General features: G+C 74.2%; 22 protein-coding genes. 7 read left to right on the forward strand and 15 right to left on the reverse strand.

Annotated elements, in window-relative coordinates; all coding sequences use genetic code 11:
- Window positions 1-71: 71 nt before the first annotated feature.
- Window positions 72-1,982 (reverse strand): heavy metal translocating P-type ATPase, encoded by a 1,911-nt coding sequence (locus A3CO_RS0122605; RefSeq protein ID WP_018334530.1) that lies wholly within the window; start codon window positions 1,980-1,982, stop codon window positions 72-74.
- Window positions 1,983-2,062: 80 nt separating this feature from the next.
- Here A3CO_RS0122605 and A3CO_RS0122610 point away from each other — a divergent pair, with 80 nt between their 5' ends.
- Window positions 2,063-2,410 (forward strand): ArsR/SmtB family transcription factor, encoded by a 348-nt coding sequence (locus tag A3CO_RS0122610; RefSeq protein WP_018334531.1) that lies wholly within the window; start codon window positions 2,063-2,065, stop codon window positions 2,408-2,410.
- A gap of 9 nt (window positions 2,411-2,419) precedes the next feature.
- On the opposite strand, the gene A3CO_RS36215 is transcribed toward A3CO_RS0122610, so the two are convergent.
- Together A3CO_RS36215 and A3CO_RS33890 are read right to left on the reverse strand one after the other, a co-directional pair.
- Window positions 2,420-2,953 (reverse strand): hypothetical protein, encoded by a 534-nt coding sequence (locus A3CO_RS36215; RefSeq protein WP_018334532.1) that lies wholly within the window; start codon window positions 2,951-2,953, stop codon window positions 2,420-2,422.
- A gap of 174 nt (window positions 2,954-3,127) precedes the next feature.
- A complete protein-coding gene (locus A3CO_RS33890; protein WP_026204884.1) occupies window positions 3,128-3,451 on the reverse strand; it encodes a zf-HC2 domain-containing protein in 324 nt (107 codons plus the stop codon).
- Window positions 3,452-3,561: 110 nt separating this feature from the next.
- On the opposite strand from A3CO_RS33890, the gene A3CO_RS0122625 reads away from it, so the two are divergent.
- Both A3CO_RS0122625 and A3CO_RS33895 read left to right on the forward strand, forming a co-directional pair.
- The gene (locus A3CO_RS0122625) at window positions 3,562-4,122 is read left to right on the forward strand and encodes a sigma-70 family RNA polymerase sigma factor (protein ID WP_018334533.1); all 561 of its coding nucleotides are present in this window, start codon (window positions 3,562-3,564) and stop codon (window positions 4,120-4,122) included.
- Window positions 4,119-4,799, forward strand: a complete 681-nt coding sequence (locus A3CO_RS33895) for a zf-HC2 domain-containing protein (RefSeq protein WP_018334534.1) — start codon at window positions 4,119-4,121, stop codon at window positions 4,797-4,799. Before A3CO_RS0122625 ends, A3CO_RS33895 begins: the two co-directional genes overlap by 4 nt.
- Here the strand turns inward: A3CO_RS33895 and A3CO_RS0122635 are convergent, their stop codons facing one another.
- Window positions 4,800-5,627 carry an amidohydrolase family protein gene (locus A3CO_RS0122635; protein WP_018334535.1) on the reverse strand — a complete coding sequence of 276 codons (828 nt, stop codon included), beginning with the start codon at window positions 5,625-5,627 and terminating at the stop codon, window positions 4,800-4,802.
- Between the two features lie 153 nt (window positions 5,628-5,780).
- Here A3CO_RS0122635 and A3CO_RS0122640 point away from each other — a divergent pair, with 153 nt between their 5' ends.
- Complete coding sequence (locus A3CO_RS0122640) at window positions 5,781-6,512, forward strand: ankyrin repeat domain-containing protein (protein ID WP_018334536.1); 732 nt, start codon at window positions 5,781-5,783, stop codon at window positions 6,510-6,512.
- A 181-nt stretch (window positions 6,513-6,693) separates the two neighbouring features.
- A complete protein-coding gene (gene nicT, locus A3CO_RS0122645; RefSeq protein ID WP_051086065.1) occupies window positions 6,694-7,821 on the forward strand; it encodes a Nickel transporter NicT in 1,128 nt (375 codons plus the stop codon).
- Here the strand turns inward: nicT and cobF are convergent.
- From cobF to A3CO_RS0122675, 6 genes are all read right to left on the reverse strand, one after another.
- A complete protein-coding gene (gene cobF / locus A3CO_RS0122650) occupies window positions 7,804-8,565 on the reverse strand; it encodes a precorrin-6A synthase (deacetylating) (protein WP_018334538.1) in 762 nt (253 codons plus the stop codon). The genes nicT and cobF overlap by 18 nt on opposite strands.
- A gap of 96 nt (window positions 8,566-8,661) precedes the next feature.
- Window positions 8,662-9,249: an HhH-GPD-type base excision DNA repair protein gene (locus A3CO_RS0122655; RefSeq protein WP_018334539.1), complete on the reverse strand. Its 588-nt coding sequence runs from the start codon at window positions 9,247-9,249 to the stop codon at window positions 8,662-8,664.
- Window positions 9,250-9,254: 5 nt separating this feature from the next.
- A complete protein-coding gene (locus tag A3CO_RS0122660) occupies window positions 9,255-9,782 on the reverse strand; it encodes a GNAT family N-acetyltransferase (protein WP_018334540.1) in 528 nt (175 codons plus the stop codon).
- 85 nt (window positions 9,783-9,867) lie between these two features.
- Window positions 9,868-10,602, reverse strand: a complete 735-nt coding sequence (locus A3CO_RS0122665) for a DUF1365 domain-containing protein (protein WP_018334541.1) — start codon at window positions 10,600-10,602, stop codon at window positions 9,868-9,870.
- The gene (locus A3CO_RS0122670; protein ID WP_018334542.1) at window positions 10,599-11,843 is read right to left on the reverse strand and encodes an NAD(P)/FAD-dependent oxidoreductase; all 1,245 of its coding nucleotides are present in this window, start codon (window positions 11,841-11,843) and stop codon (window positions 10,599-10,601) included. The genes A3CO_RS0122665 and A3CO_RS0122670 overlap by 4 nt, the downstream gene beginning before the upstream one ends.
- Window positions 11,844-11,853: 10 nt before the next feature.
- The gene (locus tag A3CO_RS0122675) at window positions 11,854-12,561 is read right to left on the reverse strand and encodes an alpha/beta hydrolase (protein WP_051086045.1); all 708 of its coding nucleotides are present in this window, start codon (window positions 12,559-12,561) and stop codon (window positions 11,854-11,856) included.
- Between the two features lie 128 nt (window positions 12,562-12,689).
- Between A3CO_RS0122675 and A3CO_RS0122685 the strand changes: the two genes are divergently transcribed.
- A complete protein-coding gene (locus A3CO_RS0122685; protein ID WP_026204886.1) occupies window positions 12,690-13,151 on the forward strand; it encodes a peroxiredoxin in 462 nt (153 codons plus the stop codon).
- 70 nt (window positions 13,152-13,221) lie between these two features.
- Here A3CO_RS0122685 and A3CO_RS0122690 read toward each other — a convergent pair whose 3' ends face one another.
- Genes A3CO_RS0122690 through A3CO_RS0122700 form a run of 3 tightly spaced genes read right to left on the reverse strand, consistent with a single transcriptional unit; the run spans window position 13,222 to window position 15,804 of the window.
- Entirely contained in the window at window positions 13,222-13,620 is a 399-nt protein-coding gene (locus A3CO_RS0122690) for a PPOX class F420-dependent oxidoreductase (protein ID WP_018334546.1), read from the reverse strand.
- Between the two features lie 10 nt (window positions 13,621-13,630).
- Window positions 13,631-14,455: a DUF1295 domain-containing protein gene (locus tag A3CO_RS0122695; protein ID WP_018334547.1), complete on the reverse strand. Its 825-nt coding sequence runs from the start codon at window positions 14,453-14,455 to the stop codon at window positions 13,631-13,633.
- Entirely contained in the window at window positions 14,452-15,804 is a 1,353-nt protein-coding gene (locus tag A3CO_RS0122700) for an SAM-dependent methyltransferase (RefSeq protein ID WP_033414847.1), read from the reverse strand. Before A3CO_RS0122700 ends, A3CO_RS0122695 begins: the two co-directional genes overlap by 4 nt.
- Window positions 15,805-15,935: 131 nt before the next feature.
- Here A3CO_RS0122700 and A3CO_RS0122705 point away from each other — a divergent pair, with 131 nt between their 5' ends.
- Window positions 15,936-16,847, forward strand: coding sequence for a lysophospholipid acyltransferase family protein (locus A3CO_RS0122705; RefSeq protein ID WP_245561571.1), 912 nt, complete (start codon window positions 15,936-15,938; stop codon window positions 16,845-16,847).
- Window positions 16,848-16,860: 13 nt separating this feature from the next.
- Here A3CO_RS0122705 and A3CO_RS0122710 read toward each other — a convergent pair whose 3' ends face one another.
- Both A3CO_RS0122710 and A3CO_RS0122715 read right to left on the reverse strand, forming a co-directional pair.
- Window positions 16,861-17,511: a LuxR C-terminal-related transcriptional regulator gene (locus tag A3CO_RS0122710; RefSeq protein WP_018334550.1), complete on the reverse strand. Its 651-nt coding sequence runs from the start codon at window positions 17,509-17,511 to the stop codon at window positions 16,861-16,863.
- A complete protein-coding gene (locus A3CO_RS0122715; RefSeq protein ID WP_245561572.1) occupies window positions 17,502-19,286 on the reverse strand; it encodes a sensor histidine kinase in 1,785 nt (594 codons plus the stop codon). Before A3CO_RS0122715 ends, A3CO_RS0122710 begins: the two co-directional genes overlap by 10 nt.
- Window positions 19,287-19,292 lie beyond the last annotated feature (6 nt).

The following is a 19,292-nucleotide window of genomic DNA, read 5'->3' on the forward strand; positions in this document are numbered from 1 at the left end:
GAGGCCCGTCGTTCCGGGCGAACGTCCGGGGAGCCCGCTCGTCGTGACCGGCACACGGCGCCGACGGACCGTCAGGGTCGTGGCCCCCGCAGCAGGCGCAGCCCGTTGAGCGCGACGAGGATCGTCGACCCCTCGTGCCCCGCCACGCCGAGGGCCAGGGGCAGGTGCCCGACGAGGTCCCACGTCACCAGCCCGACGACGATCGTCCCGGCGACGACGAGGTTCGCGACGACGGTGCGCCGGGCCCGCCGACCGACGTCGAGCAGCCAGGGCAGGCGGCGCAGGTCGTCACCGAGCACCACGACGTCGGCGGCGCGCATCGTCAGCTCCGCGCCGCCCATGGCCACCCCGACGTCCGCGCCGGCCAGGGCGGGGGCGTCGTTCACGCCGTCCCCGACGACGGCCACGGTGCGCCCGTCGGCCCGCAGCCCCTCGACGACGGTCAGCTTGTCCGCGGGCAGGAGTCCGGCGCGGACGTCCACCACCCCGAGCCGGCCGGCCATGACCTGCGCGGCGTCGGCGCGGTCCCCGGTGGCGAGTACGGGCGGGACGGTGGTGCGGGCCGTCAGGGCGGCGACGGCCGCCGCGGCGTCGGGGCGCAGGGCGTCGGCGATCGCGAGGGTGCCGAACACCCGTCCGGTGTCGAGGTCGGTGACGTCGACGATCGTGGTGGCTCCGTGGTCGTGAGGGGAGGATGCGAGCGCTCTTGTGGCACGAGGGTTCCCCTCGCGCCGGTCGGAGGTGGCGCGGCCCACCCCGATCCGCCGCCCGGCCACCGTGCCGCGCACGCCCACGCCAGGCTCGGCGACGAAGTCGGCGACCTCCCCGACGATGAGCCCGCGGTCCCGGGCCGCGGCGACGACGGCGCGCCCCAGCGGGTGTTCGCTGTGCGCCTCCACCGCGGCGGCGAGCGCCAGCACCTCGTCGTCCGGGGCCCCGACGACCCGCGGCGCGCCGACCGTGACGGTGCCGGTCTTGTCCAGCACCACGGCGTCGACCGCACCGAGGCCCTCCATCACCCGGGCCGAGCGCACGAGCAGGCCGCGGCGGCCCGCGTGAGCCACGGCGGCGAGCAGCGGCGGCATCGTGGCCAGCACGAGCGCGCACGGCGAGGCGACGATCATGAAGGTCATGGCGCGCAGCAGGGCGTCGTCGAGGGTGGCGCCGAGGACGAGCGGGAGCGCGAAGATCGCCAGGGTCGCGACGACGATGCCGATCGAGTACCGCTGCTCGACCTTCTCGACGACGAGCTGGGTGGTCGCCTTCGTCCGGGCGGCCTCCCTGACGAGCTCGGCGATCCGCGCGACGACGGACTCCCCTGCCGGGCGGGCGACCCGCACCGTCAGCGCCCCGCCGGCCGCGACGGTGCCGGCGTAGACCTCGGCGCCCGCGATCTTGGGGACCGGCAGCGGCTCGCCGGTGATGCTCGACTGGTCGACCTCCGCAGCACCGTCGAGCACGACCCCGTCGGCCGGGACGGCGTCGCCGGGGCGGACCAGGACGACGTCGTCGACCGCGAGGTCCGCGGCGCGCACGTCCTCCTCCGCCCCGTCCGCGAGCCGGGTGGCCCGGGCGGGCGCGAGGTCGAGCAGCCCGCCGACCGACTCCTCGGTCCGGGCGGTCGCCCAGGCCTCGAGCGCACCCGACGTCGCGAAGATGACGAGGAGCAGCGCACCGTCGACGACCTGCCCGATCGCGGCCGCCCCGAGGGCCGCGACGACCATGAGCAGGTCGACGTCGAGGCGGCGTCCGCGCAGCGCCCGGAGCCCCTCGAGCGCCGGGTCCCGCCCGCCCGCCGCGAAGCAGACGGCCAGGACGGGAGCCCACGCCCACACCGGCGCGCCGAGCAGCACCAGCAGCCCGCCGACGGCGAACGCCGCGAGCGCGAGCCCGGCCCGGCGCGCCTCGGGCAGGCGCAGCAGGAGCGCCCGGCGCGGCGTGCGGGCCAAAGGTGCGACGGGGCGGTCGTCGAGGGCGGTCACGACCGGGCACGATACACACGGATGAACGGTGGTTCATACTTTCATGTCTGACCAACCGCTCAGGTGAGTAGGCTCTCGTCATGGGCCACGGCCAGGACTCGGTCTCCGACGCCGTCCCACGGGAGGCCGTCGACGCGGTCGCGCGGACCATGCACGCGTTGTCGACGCCGAGTCGGGTCCACCTGCTGCTGCGGCTGCGCGCCGAGCCGCGCACGGTCGGGGAACTCGTCACCGACGTGGGGATGGAGCAGTCGGCGGTGTCCCACCAGCTCCGGGTGCTGCGCCACCTCGGGCTGGTCGTCGGCGAACGGGACGGCCGCCAGATCCGCTACCGCCTGCACGACGACCACGTGGCCCAGCTGCTCGACGAGGCCGTCTTCCACGTCGAGCACCTGACCACCGGCCGGGTGGACCCCCTGGAGCCGTGACGCGGCCGCTCAGGCGACGGTGGCGACCTCGTGCTCGCGCACGCCCACGGCGTCATGGAGCAGCCCGACGAGCCGGTCGTCCCGCTCCGGCGAGCCGGCTGGCCCCGCGAGCACGGCCGCACGGTGGAACGCCGCGGTCAGGTCCGGGAGCGCCCGGAGACCGGCGATGCGACCGGCGGCGCCGTCGAGGCGCACCCGGCTCCAGCGACGTTGCGCCCGCGTGGCCCGGGTGAGCAGCCGGCGGGACGGCGCGTCGTCGGGACGGACGGCGAGCGCGACCCGGGCGCACGTGGCCACGAGGGACCACGCGTCGCGGGGATCACAGCTCGCGGCGTCGGCGAGGGTGGGGACGAGCGGGAGGAGCCGGTCGCGCGCGGCGTCGGAGACGCGGTCGTTGACCTGCTGGGCGAGCGCGGCGAGCGCGGGCGCCGTGCAGCGGGGCCGGTCGGAGAACCGCTCCCCGGCCAGCAGCGAGACCTGCTCCATCAGGCAGGTGCCCGCCTCCGCGCCGGGGTGGGCTCCCCTCGTGAGGCGCTCCGTCACCGCTGGCTCCCGTCGGTCGTCGTGGTCGGACCATCGTAAGCCTGGTTTTCGATGCGTGAACACCCTGGTTTCGGTGAACCGAAACAGTAAGCGCGGGCACGATGGCGTCCGCGCCTGCGTCCAGGCGCTACCCGGTCCGCTCCCCGACCGACACGGGGGATCGGCGGCCGCCCCTCACGCCGCCCGTGGGGTGCACCGGCACGCGAGGCCCTGCCGGCAGCCGCACCCGCAGCTCGCCGCACACCCGCACGGCGCCGGGAGGGCGGGCTCCGGCCCGACCAGGGCGGTGACGAGGTCCGGCGCCGGGTCCGCGGGGCCGGTCCGCACGCGGCGGGTGACCACGGCCGCCAGGTCGGCCCACGCGCGGCACGCCTCGCACCCCGCCAGGTGCTCCTCGGTCCGTGCGGCCTCCCGCGGGCCCGCCTCGCCGTCGAGTCCGGCGGAGATCCCCTCGCGACATCCCTCGCAGTCCACGGCCGTCCGGTCGTCGCGGACCACGGGGAAGTTCCCGGCGCCAGGACGTCGTCGCGCGGGCGTCGGGAGTTCCGCCGACCTGCTGCGAGGGTGCTCACGGCGGGTCCGGATCCCGCCGGGCTACCGTGCCGGGCGTGGACGACGCCGCCGTGACCCGAGCCGCGGAGCTCGCCCGGGACGGCGACCGGGCGGCGGCCGCACGCTTCGTGGAGCTCACCCAGCAGCAGGTCTGGCGGCTGCTGACCCACCTGTCCGACCGGGGTGTGGCGCAGGACCTGGCCCAGGAGACCTACGAGCGGGCGTTCCGGTCCCTGCCGATGTTCCGCGGCGAGGCGCCGGCCCGGACCTGGCTGCTCTCCATCGCCCGGCGGGTCGCGGCCGACCACCTGCGCCGCAACGCCCGCCGTCCCGCCACGCCCGCCGAGCTGCACGACGCCGACGAGCCCCTCGGCCGCACCCGGCTCGGCGACGTCGCCGAGGGCGTGGTGCTGCGGGCCGCGGTGGACGCCCTCGACCCCGACCGGCGCGAGGCGTTCGTGCTCACGCAGATCGTCGGGCTCGGCTACGCCGAGGCGGCCGCGGTGTGCGACTGCCCGATCGGCACGATCCGGTCCCGGGTCGCCCGCGCCCGGGCCGACCTCGTCGAGGCCCTCGCGGCGGACACCGGCGCGACCGCCCGGGAGACCCGGGGATGACCTGCGAGGAGTGCCGCGAGGAGATCTCGGCCGACCTCGACGGCGAGAGCGACGCCGACGGCCGTGCGGCGGCCGCCGTGCACCTCGAGGTCTGCCCGGCGTGCCGGGCCTGGCGGGAGAGCGCGGCCGTCGTCACCCGGTCGGTGCGGACGGCCCCCGCCGACCCGGGCCCGGACCTGGTCGCGCGGGTGCTCCCGGCGGCGCCGCGGCGACGCGTCGGTCCCCGCGTGGCCCGTGTGGGGCTCGCCGTCGTCGGGGCCGTCCAGCTCGTCCTCGGGGTGCTCTCGCTGAGCGGCGCCACCGACCACGGGGACGGCGTGATGCTGGGCGCGGACCTCGCGCACATGGGCCACGAGTCCGCGGCCTGGAACATCGCGCTCGGGGTCGCGTTCCTCGCGGGGGCGTGGTGGGTCCGGCACGTCGCCGGCCTGCTGCCGGTGCTCGGCGCGTTCATCCTCGTGCTCGGCACGCTGAGCGCCGTCGACCTCGCGGCCGGCCGGGTCGAGCCGGCGCGCATCCTGGCGCACGGCCTCGTCGTGGTGGGGTTCGCGTTCGCGCTCCACCTCGCCCGGCAGCCCGCCCCGGCTCCCCGTCCCGAGGGCGGCCGTCCGTCGGGCCGCGCGCCCGGCGGCCGGGAGCGGCCCGCCGGGCACACCCGCCGTCGGGACGCGGCCTGATCAGGCGTACAGCGCCCGGGCGTTCTCCGCGAGCGTGAGCCGGCCGAGCTCACCGTCGCCCATGGCGGCCTGCATACGCACGAGCTCGCCGATCCGGTCGCCCCACGGCTCGTCGCTGGCGAACAGCACGCGGTCGTGCCCGATCCCCCGCCGCTCGATCTCCGCGGCCAGCCAGCGCGGTGCGAAGCCGATGGCCCAGCTGGTGTCGGTGTAGACCTGCTTCCCGGCCTCGATCCAGTCGAAGAAGCGGCCGCCGACGAGCTTGATGTGCCCGCTCATGCCGCCCCCGAGGTGCACGAGGTGCAGCTTGACGTCGTCGGCGTAGCGCTCGACGAGCTCGCCGACCTGGTCGATGTCCGATGCCGCCCCCGGGGAGGTGTGGACGTGGACCACGCGGTCGTGCCGTCGGGCGGTCTCGAAGATGGCGTCGAGCTGCGGGCGGCACTCGTCATCGGTCGGCGAGCCCCCGAGCAAGAAGCTGATCTTGATGACGCGGACCGCGTCCTCGGCCGCGAGCTCGAGTGCCTTGGCCGTGTGCTCGGCGTCCTGCGGCCGCGGGGACGCCCAGATGCCCGCCCGGAGCCGGTCGTCCTTCGCCGCGGCCTCCAGCACGAGATCGTTGAGCGCGAACGACGGCGCCGGGTCCGGGACGCCGTAGTTCGGGATCACGACGGCGAGCTCGGTCCCCTCCGCGTCGAGGTCCTCGCGCAGCTGGTCGACCGTCTCCCGGGCCCCGATGTCGGGGTTGACCGGCGGGCCGCCGTAGAACGGGTAGGAGGGCAGCACCCCGAGGTGGCGGTGGGCGTCGACGACGGGAAGTTCGGGCACGTGCCGACCCTGGCAAGCCCGTGTTTCGCGATGGCTGCGTCCGGATGACGCCGTGTTTCGTCGCTCGGACGGGCCTCCCCGGTGGCCGCCCCGCAGAGCCGGTGCCACCGGTCCCGGTGCGCCTCCGCCCGAGATCGTGCGACGCTGCCCGGCGTGGTGATCCGCGCGGACGATCCGATCGCGATCGCGGCGAGCGAGGCGGTCCGGCAGGGGGACCTCGCCGGGCTGGGACGGTTGCTCGACGAGCATCCGGGTCTGGCCGCGGCCCGGATCGGGTCGACGGAGCCGGGCGCCGTGTCCCGCACCCTGCTGCACGTCGCCACCGACTGGCCCGGACACCTCCCGCAGGTCGCGGCGACGATCGCACTACTGGTCGAGCACGGGGCCGACGTCGACGCCCGCTTCGCCGGTCCGCACGAGGAGACCCCGCTGCACTGGGCCGCGAGCTGCGACGACGTCGAGGCCCTCGACGCGCTGCTCGACGCGGGCGCCGACATCGAGGCGTCCGGCGCGGTGCTGGGCGGCGGCGCCCCGATCGCCGACGCGCGGGGCTTCAAGCAGTGGGCCGCCGCCGAACAGCTGCTCGCCCGCGGTGCGGCGACGACGCTCGTCGACGCCGCGACACTGGGCCTCGACGACCGGGTCCGCGCAGAGCTCGCGACCGGGGCGACGGACGACGAGATCGCCGCGGCGTTCTGGGGCGCCCGCCACGGCGGCCGCCGCACGTGCGCGGAACTCCTCCTGGCTGCCGGGGCCGAGCCGGACCGGATTCCGCCGTGGACGTCGCTCACACCCCTGGACGCCGCGGAGCAGGAGGGCGCCGAGGACCTCGTCGCGTGGCTGCGCGCGCAGGGTGCCCACGCCGCCGCCGAGGTCCCGACCTGAGACCACTGCCGCATCGGGCAGGGGTCGACCGGGTGATCAGGACGCGAAATTCCGGACATCCCGCACAGCAGGTGTCATTGCCGGACATACACAGCTGCACAAATATTGCATCTGTGATCCGGACGGGGGACTGTCCCCGTCCGTGATCGCCACCGCCCCCGCCCGTACGCGTCGCCTCGCGATGTCGCGGCCGGAGAAGCTGTCCGTCGCCGGGATGACCGCCGCCGTGCTCCTGCTGCACGTCGTCGGCTGGGGTGTGCTGGCGGTGTTCATCGCCCCGAACAACTACGACCTGGGCGACGCCGGCGTGTTCGGTCTGGGCCTCGGCCTGACCGCCTACCTGCTCGGCATGCGGCACGCGTTCGACGCCGACCACATCGCGGCGATCGACAACACCACGCGGAAGCTCCTGGCGGATCGGTCGGGAGACGGGGCGGAGCGGAGCTCGCACGGGGACGCCCGCGAGGACGGGAGCCGGCCCCGGCCGCTCACCGTCGGGTTCTGGTTCTCCCTCGGCCACTCGACGATCGTGTTCGTCCTCGTGCTGCTCCTCGGCCTCGGCGTACGGGCCGTCACGAGCCAGATCGGCGACGACGGCTCCCCGCTCAAGGTCATCGGCGGCCTGATCGGCACGGCCGTGAGCGGCGTCTTCCTGATTCTCATCGGCGTGATCAACCTCGTCGTGCTGATCGGCATCGTGCGGATCTTCCGCCGGATGCGTCATGGCGACTACGACGAGGCCGAGCTCGAGCGCCACCTCGACGAGCGCGGCTTCATGAACCGCTTCCTCGGCCGCGTGACGAAGGCGGTGCGCCGGCCCGGGCACATGTACCCGGTGGGCGTGCTGTTCGGGCTCGGCTTCGACACCGCGACCGAGGTCTCGCTGCTCGTCCTCGCCGGCGGCGCCGCGGCCGCGACCCTGCCCTGGTGGGCGGTCCTCGTCCTGCCGATCCTCTTCGCCGCGGGCATGAGCCTGTTCGACGCCCTCGACGGCGCGTTCATGTGCTTCGCCTACGGCTGGGCCTTCATGCGCCCGGTCCGCAAGGTCTTCTACAACATCACCATCACGTCGCTGTCGGTCGTCGTCGCGCTGGTGATCGGCCTGATCGAGCTGGTCTCGATCCTCACCGACCAGTTCGAGATCACCGACGGCCCGCTCGCCTGGATCGCGAACCTGCCCCTCGACGACGTCGGGTTCTGGATCGTCGGGCTCTTCGTCCTCGCCTGGGTGGGTGCCCTCGCGGCCTGGCGCTTCGGGCGCGTCGAGGAGCGCTGGGAGAAGGGCCTGAAGTCAGCCGCGGCGGACTAGGTAGGTGTCCATGATCCAGCCCTTGCGCTCGCGCAGCTCGGCGCGCGTGGACAGGATCTCGGCCCGCACGTCGCCGAGGCGCCCGCTGATCAGCGCCTCGTCGGGCGTGCCGAGGTAGGCGCCCCAGTAGACCGTCGCGTCGTCGTCGAGCGCGTCGACCCCGTGCTGGTCGGCCCCGTCGAGCATGACGACGAGGTCGGCCCGCTCGGCCGGCGTGCCCGCGATGACCTGCCGCGCCGGGGTCACGACGGCGGGTCGTCCGGTCCGCGTCATCGTCACGCGGTGGGCGGCGGTGAGAGCCGCCGGCGCCGAGATCCCGGGGATCACGGTCCACGCGATCTCGACGTTGCCGCGCTCGACGATCCGCTCGACGGTGTCCACGGTGCCGTCGTAGATCCCCGGGTCCCCCCAGGCCAGCAGGGCGACCGACCCGCCGTCGGGAACCTCGCCGGAGAGGAGCTCCTCGTAGAGCGCGAGGCGCTCGTCGCGCCACTCCTGCGTGGTCTGCAGGTAGCGGCCCTCCTCGGTGGTGCCGCGTTCGCGGTGCGCGTCCTGACGACGGACGACGCGGGCCTGCGGCGCGAAGCGCTCGGCGATCGCGGTCCGCGCGTCGGTCAGCTCGTCGGCGGCGCCGCGCTTGTGCAGCAGCAGGACGACGTCGACCTGCGAGAGCGTCTCGACCGCGTCGAGCGTGAGGTGGCCGGGCGAGCCGGCTCCGATGCCGACGACGTGCACGGTGCGCATGCCGCCATCCCACCGCACGACGACGGGTCCCGCGGGACCCGGGTCAGGCGCTGCGGTAGCCGACCTCGTCGAGCCCGGACGGTCCGGCCTCGTGGCTCAGTCCTTCGCGGCGGCCTTCTCCTTGGCGGCCTTCTTCTGGGCCTGCTTGAAGTCGCGCACCTCGGCGAGCGTGGTCTTGTCGACGACGTCGGCGATGGAGCGCCGCGAGCCCTCGTCGCCGTAGCTCCCGGCCGCCTCGCGCCAGCCCTCCGCGTCCAGCCCGAGCTGCTTGCCGAGCAGCGCGGTGAAGATCTGCGCCTTCATCTTCCCCCACCCGGGCAGGGCGTTGAGGCGCTGGAACACGTCCCGGCCGTCGGCCGCCTCGGTCCAGATCCGCGTGACGTCACCGCCGTAGTCCTCGACGATCGCCCGGCACACCGCCTGCACCCGCTCGGCCATCGACTTCGGGTAGCGGTGCAGCGCGGGCGGCCCGGTGAAGGCGGCGACGAGCTCGTCGTGGTCGTAGTCCGCGATCTTCTCGGCCGTGATCTCACCGATCCGGTCGGCCAGCAGCGCCGGCCCGGCGAACGCGCGCTCCATCGGGAACTGCTGGTCGAGCACCATGCCGATCAGCAGCGCGAGCGGGTTCTGCGAGAGGACCTCGTCGGCCGCCGGGTCCTGGGCCAGGGTCAGCTGCGGTGCCACGCCGGTCAGGATAGGGGCTTGCGCAGCACCGCGAACCGGAAGTCGTCGTCCTTCGGGAACCCCACGCCGGGCTCTCCGTACGGGAACGGCCGGGTCTCCCCCGTGCGCACGTAACCGCGCCGCTCGTACCAGGCGATCAGCTCCGCGCGCCGGTCGATGACGCACAGCTCCATCGTCGTCGCGCCGGCCGCGCGCGCGTACTCCTCGGCGGCCGCCTGGAGTGCCTTGCCCAGCCCCGTGCCCTGCTGGCCCGGCCGCACCGCGAACATGCCGAACGACGCGACCTCCTCGCCCGCCCGGTGCGTCACGGCGCAGCACCCGTCGTGGTCCCCCGCGACCATCAGGTGGATCGACGGGTCGGCGAGGTCCGCGGCCAGCAGGTCCCGGGTGGTGCGCGGCCCCGCGATCAGCTCCGCCTCGGTGGTCCAGCCGCTGTGACCGCCCTCCCCCCGGTACGCGGCGTGGATGAGGGCGAGGAGCGCGTCGACGTCCTCGGCGACGGCGGGACGGATCGTGAGCGGGGCACTGGTCACGTCGGGCAGTCTGCGCCCGACGCCCGGGCCGGGGCACCGTCGGGTACCGCACACCGCGGCTCGTCCGCTCGGGAGACGGGAGGGGTCAGACCCGCTCGAGCTGGCCGAGCCCGCGGTCGACGTCGGCGGGGGTCCGCGTGATGACCGGGAGCCCGCGCAGGTAGAGCGACACCCCGCGGCGTCGGATCGCGAGCGAGACCCGGTGGGTGACGAGCGGGTGCCGCAGCGCGGCCCGGAGCAACGCCCGTCGGGTGGCCGGCCGACGGGTCCCGCGCATGGTCGCGACGAAGGCGGTCACGAGCTCGCCGTCAGCATCCGGACGCCGGAGCACCACCGTGGCCGAGAGGGTCTCCCCCGGCTCCGGCACCTTCATCCGGTACTCGCCGTCGACCGGGAAGAACGGGGAGACGTAGAAGTCCTTGTCCACCCGCGCGCGGCCGGCGTCGTCGACGTCGAGCAGGTAGTGGTGCCGACCGCCGTAGGTGTTGTGGACCTCGGCGACGACGGCGGACAGCGCGCCCGTCGCGGAGTAGGCCCAGTACAGCGAGATCGGGTTGAAGACGTAGCCGAACGTCCGGGGGTGGGCGAGCATCAGCACTTGGGCCGGCCGTTCCCGCCCCTGCGCCGCGAGGAAGGCGTCGAGGTTCTCACGGATCGACCGGTCGGGGTCGCCGAGGTGGTCGGCGCCGCGGAAGGCCACTCCCGGGTACGACGGCAGGTCGTCGAGGTCCACCAGCCACAGGTACATGCGGTGGGTGAAGGCGTCGTCCAGGGTCTGCGAGCGCCGGTGCTCCACCAGCACCTCGTACAGGGACGTCACCACGTGACCCCGAGCGAGGCGGCCGCGCGCACTCCCGAGGCGCAGCCGTCCTCGTGGAAGCCCCAGCCGTGGTACGCGCCGGCGAAGGCGATCCGGCCGTCGTTGAGCCCGGGCAGCTTCCGCTGCGCGGCGACCGAGGCCGGCGTGTAGGCCGGGTGCTCGTAGTCCATCGTCGCGATGACCTTCGAGGGGTCGACGCGGTCGGTCGCATTGAGCGTCACGACGTAGGTCTCGGGCGCGTCGAGCCGCATGAGGCGGGTCATGTCGTAGCTGACGAGCACGCGGTCGTCGCCGGGGACCCGCAGCAGGTTCCACGAGGCGCGGGCCGCGGGGGCCTTCGGCAGGATCGACGTGTCGGTGTGCAGCCAGGTCTCGTTGGCGGAGTACTCGAACGCCCCGAGGACGGTCCGCTCGTCGGTGGTCGGCGCGGCCAGCATCGACAGCGCGGTCGGCGCGTGCGTAGCGATCACCACCCGGTCGAACGTGTGCGCCACGTCCGCGTCGTCCCGGACCTCGAAGCCCTCGCCGACACGGGCGACCGCGCGCACGGGCGTTGACACCTCGACCGCCGACAGCCCCTTCGCGGCCTTCTCGACGTAGCGCGCCGAGCCCCCGACGACCGTCTTCCACTGGTGCGACCCGCCGACCGAGAGCAGCCCGTGGTTGGCCAGGAAGGCGAAGAGGTAGCGGGCCGGGTACTGCATCGAGAGCTCCGCGCCCGACGACCAGACCGCCGACACGACCGGCACCGCGAACGTGTCCACGAAGTAGGGCGAGAAGCGGTGCGCCCGGAGGAACTCGCCGAGCGTCACCTCGTCGTCGAGGTCGGTGTGGCCCGCGAGCACCCGCCGCGCGGCGCGGTGGAAGCGCAGGACCTCGGCGAGCATCGCGAGGTGGCGCGGGTTCGCGAGGTTGCGCTTCTGGGCGAACAGCCCGGCCGCACCCCGCGCGCCGGCGTACTCCAGACCGGTCGCGTCGTCGCGCACGCTCATCGACATCTCGGAGTCCTGCGTGGCCACGCCGAGCTCGCCGAACAGCCGGATGAGGTTCGGGTACGTCGCGTGATTGTGGACGATGAAGCCCGAGTCGACGCTGACGTGCTCCAGGTCGTGCGTGTGCGCGTGCCCGCCGAGGCGTGACTCGGCCTCGAAGAGCGTGACGTCGTGCGCACGCTGCAGCACGTAGGCGGCGGTCAGGCCGGACACGCCGGCCCCGATCACGGCGACACGATCCCGGGACACGGGCGACTCCTCAGACGGTGGCGGAGAGCGGGACGGACAGGCCCTCGGGGGCACCGACCGCCATCGCGTTCGCGACGTCCGGCTCGAACGGTTCGAGGCCGAGGGCGGCCAGGGCGAACCGTGCGGTGAGGCCGTGCCACTCCCCCGCCCGCCGCAGCATCGCGTGGCCGTCCCCGTGCACGTCGAAGCGCGCCACGCGGTCGCTGATCGTCGAGACCTGGCGGGCGAACCACAACGAGGCGCGCGGGTCGGTCATCCGCTCCCGGTCGCCGTGCGCCACGAGCAGCGTCTGCCCCCGCAGGTGCTCCCACGGCTCGTTGCGCTCGATCCACGGCGCGAGGGCCGCGATCCCGACGACGTTCGGGTCGCCCCCCACCCGCAACGCGGCCCGGGCCCCCATCGAGTGCCCGACCAGCACCACGCGGACGTCGTCCCCGTGCCGCCGCCGGACGTCGTCGAGGGCCCACCGGGCGTCGACCACGGGGTCGAGCTCCGGCGCGTTCCACCCCCGGACCCGGTAGCGGAGCAGATCGGTCTCGACCCCCCGCCGGGCGCCCGCCCTGGCCACCGCCTGCCCGAACGGCACCATCCGCACGTGCGAGAGCAGGAAGCCGCCCGCCCCCTGGTGTCCGTCGGGCCGCCCGCCGTGGAGCACGAGGACGACACCGGCGCTGCCGTCCCCGTGCGGGGAGGCGGCTTCGAGACGAGGAAGGGTCACGTCTCCATCTTCGGCTCGTTCCCGACGTCAGGTCGGTTCCGGTCGTGAGGTCCGGATCACGGGTGAACCGCGGGAGGATCGCGATCGAACGCGGACCGACACCCGCCGTCACGAAGGGGACCCCACTGATGAAGGCCGGAGACACCGCGCCCGACTTCTCGCTCGCCGACGACACCGGGGCCACCCGGACGCTCTCGGAGCTGCTGACGAACGGGCCGGTGGTCCTGTTCTTCTACCCGCTCGCCAGCTCGGGCGGCTGCACCCAGGAGAGCTGCCACTTCCGCGATCTCGCGCAGGAGTTCGCCGAGGTCGGCGCCCAGCGCGTCGGCATCAGCGCCGACTCGGTGGAGAAGCAGCACACGTTCTCGCAGGCGAACTCCTTCGACTACCCGCTGCTCTCGGACCCGAAGGGCGAGGTCGCGAAGAAGTTCGACGCGAAGCGTTCGTGGCTGCCGGTCCTGCCGATCAAGCGCAAGACGTTCGTCATCGACACCGACCGCACGGTGCTCGAGGTGATCACCGGGGAGATGAAGTTCGACGAGCACGCCGACTCCGCGCTCACGACGCTGCGCAAGCGTCGGGAGAACTGAGCCGTTCCACGCGAAGGGCCCCTTCGGTCGAATAGCTCGACCGAAGGGGCCGCTCGTTCCAGGGACGGACTCAGCCCATGGGCGCGTGGATCGAGTCGGCGGCGATCCGGAGGATCACCCGCGTCTCGTCGGGGTTGCCGGAGAAGTTCGGGTAGGGCCGGCCGAGGTAGCGCTGCGAGAGCTCCTCGATGTGGTCCTTCCCGCCCTCGGTCGTCGTCTCCACCACGCGGCCGCGGACGCCGTAGTACCGCGACGGGTTGTCCGGGTCGGCGACGTTCAACGCCACGCGCGGGTCGCGGGCGACGTTGCGCGCCTTCTGCATGCCGCCGACGACGTTCACGACGACGTGCTCCCCGTCGGTGTCGACCCACGTCTCCGTCATCTGCGGGGACCCGTCGGGCATGAGCGTGGCGATGAAGCACGGCGCCGGGCGGCGCAGCAGCTCGACGAGGCCGTCGGGAAGCGGCACGGGGTTCTCCTCAGGTGGCACGGGCGGGGGCGGAGCCGGGCGGCAGCGGGAAGAAGCCGCTGGTGCGCTCGACGTACTCGGCGTACCCCGGCCGGTCGGACATGCCCTTCTCGGTCAGCTCCTTGCCGGTCACGCCGATGAGCAGGTAGCTCATGAGCGCCGGCCCGACCACCGTCACCAGCCCCGCCGGGTGCCCGACGGCGACCAGGAAGATGCCCCACCAGACGCAGAAGTCGCCGAAGTAGTTGGGGTGCCGGGTGTAGCGCCAGAGCCCGGAGTCCAGGACCTTCCCCTTGTTGTCGGGGTTCGCCTTGAACCGCGCGAGCTGCGCGTCGCCGACCGACTCGAAGAAGAACCCGACGAGCCAGACGAGCGCGCCCAGGACCAGCAGCACGGACACCGTCGAGGTGCGGACCATCGCCGCGAGCACGGGCAGCACGACGACGAGCTGCACCCCGGCCTGGGTCAGGTAGACCTTGCGCACCACGGTCCAGGTGATCGCGCCCGGCGCGTGGTCGTCGCCGAGCATCTCGCTGTAGCGCGGGTCCTCGCCCTTGCCGTGGTTGCGCCAGCCGATGTAGATCGCGAGCCGCAGGCCCCAGATCACCGGGAGCAGCAGCGCCACGAGCCGTACGGTGCCGTTCCCGACGCCGAGCAGCCCCGACGTCACGTACGCCGACACCGCGATCAGCACGAACCCCAGGCCCCACGTCACGTCGACGACCGAGTGCTTGCCCACCGCCCGCGCCACCAGCAGCGTCACCACGAAGGTCACGACCACGACGCCGACGGCGACCGCCAGCAGGATGCCGGCGGCCGCCCAGTCGAAGCTCATGCGCCCGAGGTACCCGCCCGGGCGGATTCCACCGCCGGCTCGAACGTGGCCCGTGTCGCCGGCATCCCGGAACGACCGGTCGCCGTCGGCCGCGCCAGCAGGATCTGGTCCACGCCCATGCGGTTCTCCTCGAACGCGAGGGCGGCTCCCACGAGGTAGAGCCGCCACATCCGGGCGCCGCGCTCCCCGGCCAGCGCTACCGCGCGGTCCCAGTTGCGCTCCAGCGTCGCGATCCAGGCCCGGCACGTCGGCACGTAGTGCTCGCGCATGACGTGGACGTCGCGGACCTCGAGGCCCGCGCGCTGCAGCAGCGTGAGGGTGTCGCCGACGGGACGCATGACCATGTCCGGCGTCACGTAGGTCTCGATGAACGGGCCGCCGCCGGGGTGGTCACCGGGCCGGCGCGACATCTGCTGCACGAGCGCCCGCCCGCCCGGGTGCAGCGCGCCGAACAGGATCGAGGCGAACGTCGGGTAGTTCCCGTCGCCGACGTGCTCGCCCATCTCGATGCTCGACACCGCGTCGAACTCGCCGTAGCCCTCGATGCGCGTCGGCACGTCGCGGTAGTCGACGAGGTCGACCTGCACCTTGTCGGCCAGGCCCTCGGCGCGGATCCGCTGGTTGATGTGGTCGCGCTGCTCGGTCGCGATCGTCACGCCGCGCACGTGCGCGCCGAAGTACTTGGCCGCGTGGATGGGCAGCGAGCCCCAGCCGCACCCGACGTCGAGCAGCGTCGACCCCGGGCCGAGCCCGAGCTTGCGGCAGATCATGTCGAGCTTGGCGTGCTGCGCCGCGACCAGGTTCGCCTCGGTGACCGGGGCCGACAGGTCCGCCCAGTAGCCCGACGAGTACGCCATGTTCCGGTCGAGGATGAGCTCGTAGAAGTCGTTGCCGGCGTCGTAGTGGTGGTGGATGACCGCCCGGTCGCGCAGCTTCGAGTGCAGCTTCGCGAAGCGCGGCAGCCGGATCGCCTCGGGCGGCGGGGCCGGCTTCGGACCGAGCAGCCCGAGCCGGGCCGCGCCGCCGAGCAGGCCGGGCAGCTCCGCGACGCCGGGCTTGCGCGGGCGCACCGCGCCGTCGCGGACGAGGCCCCACATCGCGGTGAGGCCCTCGCCGAGGTCGCCCTCGACGTCGAGGTCCCCCGACACGTACGCGTGCGCCAACCCCATCTCGCCCGGCTGCCAGAGCAGGCGCCGCAGCGCCCGGCGGTGGTTCAGGACGACGACGGGAGCGCCCGACTCCCGGGACGCGCCGGCCTCGCTGCCGTCCCACGCGCGGATCCGGACGGGCAGCTGCCCCTCGACGAACCTGCTCGCCGCCCGGGCCACCCGGGTCGCTGCGCCTGCCATGGGTCCTCCTGCTGTCTCGATCGACCTCGGCAGGATCATCGGGTCAGCGGCGCCGGCGGTTCGACGCGACGGGACGCGCCACGGAGAACTACTCGTGCGGGCACGGCGAACGACAGGACATGATCCGGGGCATGTCCTCCCAGGCGCCGCAGCCTCCCCTTCCCGACGACGGGTCCTCGCCGCTGGCGGCCCCGCCCCCGGACCCGGGACCCGCACCCGCCGTCGGGAACGCGCCGCAGGCCCCGCAGCACGCCGAGCAGCCGCGCCCGCACCCGACCGTGCGGCGCATCGCGCAGGGGCACGACCGGCGCCCGCCGGGCCGGCCGATGCGGCTGTGGCGCAAGCTGCTGATCTGGCTGCTCATGCCGCGTCGGGACCGCGGCTTCGGGTACGGCTTCGCCATCGAGGTGCTGTGGCCGGTGCTCATGGCCGTGGCGCGCTGGGACTTCCGCGGTGGCCGGCACCTGCCGAAGCAGGGCGGCGTGCTGCTGGCGGTCAACCACCTCTCGCACGTGGACCCGATCGTGCTCGTGGCCTACTGCATGGCGCAGGGCCGCATCCCCCGGTTCCTCGCGATGAAGGAGCTGTGGGGCATGAAGGTGGTGGGCGCACCGCTGCGCGGCGGCCGGCACATCCCGGTCGACCGGAAGGCATCGGGCATCGAGGCCTACCGGGCCGCGGTCGAGGCCGTGAACCGTGGCGAGTGCGTGGTGGTCTACCCCGAGGGTGGCTTCCCCTACGAGTCGGACGGGTGGCCGCAGAAGGCGCACACCGGGATCGCGCGGATGGCGCTGGCCACCGGCGCGCCGGTGATCCCGGTCGGGCAGTGGGGGGCGCACTTCCTGCTCCCGCCCCGGGCGAAGGTCGGGACCCTGGTCCCGCGCGCCACCCTGCGGGTGCTCGCCGGGGAGCCCGTGGACCTCGCCGACCTGGTCGGCAGACAGGGACAGCGCACGGCCCTGCAGCAGGCGACCGACCGGATCATGGGCCGGGTCACCGACGAGCTGGCGATCCTGCGCGGCGAGGTGCCGCCGAAGGACTGACCGCCGGAGAGCCTCAGCGAGGTCCGGCCTGGAGCCAGGTGAGTGCCGCCGCCACCCGGCGGTCGTGGCGCTCTCCGTCGAGATCGAGCTTGGTGAACAGGCTCGCGACGTGGGTCTCCACGGTCCGTCGCCCGACCACGAGGCGGTCCGCGATCGCCGCGTTGGACAAGCCCTCGGCCACGAGCCCGAGCACCTCGCGCTCGCGGTGGGTCAGCCGCGCGAGGCTCCCCTGCCGGTCCCGGTAGCGCACCAGCCGCTCGACGATCCCCGCGTCGATTGCGGTCCCGCCCCCGTGGATGCGGTGCAGGGCGGCGAAGAGCACCGGCGGGGAGTCGACCCGGTCCTTCAACAGGTAGCCGATGCCGCGTTCCCGCAGCTCGAGGAGCCGATCGGCCCAGGTGACGTCGTCGAACATGGACAGGGCGAGCAACCCGATGCCCGGGTCGAGCTCGTGGACCCGGCTCGCGACGACCAGTCCGGAGGCGTCGTCGGAACCGGGCTCGAGCCGGATGTCCAGGATCGCGGCATCCGGTCGCTCCCGCGCGACGATCTCCAGGAACTCCGACGCGGTGCCGGCATCGCCGATCACGTCGAACCCACCCGCCTCGAGCAGGTAGCGCAGGGCCGTCCGGAGGACGCCGTCCTCGAGCAGCGCTACCCGCACGGGATCGTCACCACCAGGCACGTCCCACCGGTCGGGCCGTCGGCCACGGCGAGGTCCCCGCCGAGGGCACGGGCGCGGTCGCGGAGTCCGAGCAGCCCCGAACCCCCCTCCGGCGCGGCCCCACCCCGACCGTCGTCGGTCACCGCCATGCGCGCGGCGTCGCGCTCGACGCCGACCACGACGTGGACGTGGGTCGCCTCCGCGTGCCTGACGACGTTGGTGAGGGCCTCCGCGGCGGTGTAGTAGAGCGCGCTCTCCACGTCCCGGGGCAGCCGCGTGTCCGGGATGTCGATCGTCGTCGGGACCCGCAGCCCCTCGGCGAGCCGCGCGAGGGCGGCCCGCAGACCCTCCTCGCTGAGCACCATCGGGTGGATGCCCCGGGCGATGTCGCGCAGGTCGCCCAGGGCCGTCCTGACCGTGTCCTGGGCCCGCTCGACCGCCGCGAGGACGTCGGGTCGGTCCCGGACCTGCAGCCGCACCGTCGACAGCGCTGCGGTCACCGCGACCAGCGGACCCTGGGCCCCGTCGTGCACCGCCCGTTCGAGACGCTGCCGTTCCTCCCTGGTCGCCGTGACGATCCGCTGCCGGGAGGCCTGCACCTCCGCGAGCTGCGCCCGGAGCCGATGGTGCAGGCGACCGTTCGCGAGGGCCAGCGCCCCGGCACCGACCGCGGCGGTCACCAGTTCCGGGTGGCGGCGCAGGAGCGGGTCGAGCACCAGCGCGGCCAACGGCTCCCCGTCGGCGTCGCGGAGTTCCACCCGCCACCCGTCGTCGGGAACGAGGGCGGGCGGCTCGTCGACCTCCTCGAAGCGGCCCTCGGACGGGTTCCAGTACGACAGCCGCAGTCCGGGGTCCCGGAGCGCCGTCCGCAACGCCTCGCTCACGGCGGCGGAGCCGGGCGTGCGCGTCGTCAGCTCGACGACGAGCGCCGCGACCGCCGCCCGCGCCGCCTGCCACCGGACGGCGACGACGAGGAACGCGATGGGCGTCGAGGCCACGGCGACCGCGACGACGAGGAGGGAGAGGTCACGGACCGCGGCGGGCACGTCGACGAGCCGCACCCCGACGTAGGCGAGCCCGGCGACGGCGATACCGCCGGCGGCGCACGCGGGCGGGAGGATTTCCCGTCGATCCAGCCCGCGCGACCTGCGGACCTTCGCGCCGAGCAGCACGAGCAGGAGCGCGAAGCATGCCCCGAGGCCCGCGAACCACCCGGTGGCCAGGGCCTCGTAGGTCCCCCGGTCCGGGTCCGCCACCACGGCGGGCCACACCGCGTCAGGCGGGAAGCCGGACCACTCGGGACGGCTGAGCGCGGCGAGAGCCGACGCCCCGCCGCACGCCCACACGCCGAGGACCACCAGGAACAGCTGCTCGTACCGCCGCTCGAGGCGCGAGTGCGGGTAGCGCAGCAGCGCGAGCGCTCCGAGGACGTACCAGAGCGGGCCGACGATCCCGGACAGCAGCGGGAGCGGGCCGACGCGCCACTCGTTGCTCCAGGAGAAGAGCCACACCACGGCGACCGCGATGAGGAGACGGCCGGTGCCCGACTGCTGGTCGTCGAGCGCCAGGACGACGCCGGTGCTGCTGACGGCCATCGCGACGGCGACGGCGGCGACGTAGGTCAGTGGGTCGTACGCCGCGAGCGGGGCCAACCACCCCACCGCCACGGCGCCCGTCACCAGCGCCGTGAGGGAGGCGACGACCCCGGGCCGTGGGCACGCCCCCCGGACGTCGACGTGACCGGTGCCCATGGAGAGGATCACCGGGGTCGTCACCGAGGG

Source organism: Actinomycetospora chiangmaiensis DSM 45062 (assembly GCF_000379625.1).
Taxonomy (GTDB): Bacteria; Actinomycetota; Actinomycetes; order Mycobacteriales; family Pseudonocardiaceae; genus Actinomycetospora; species Actinomycetospora chiangmaiensis.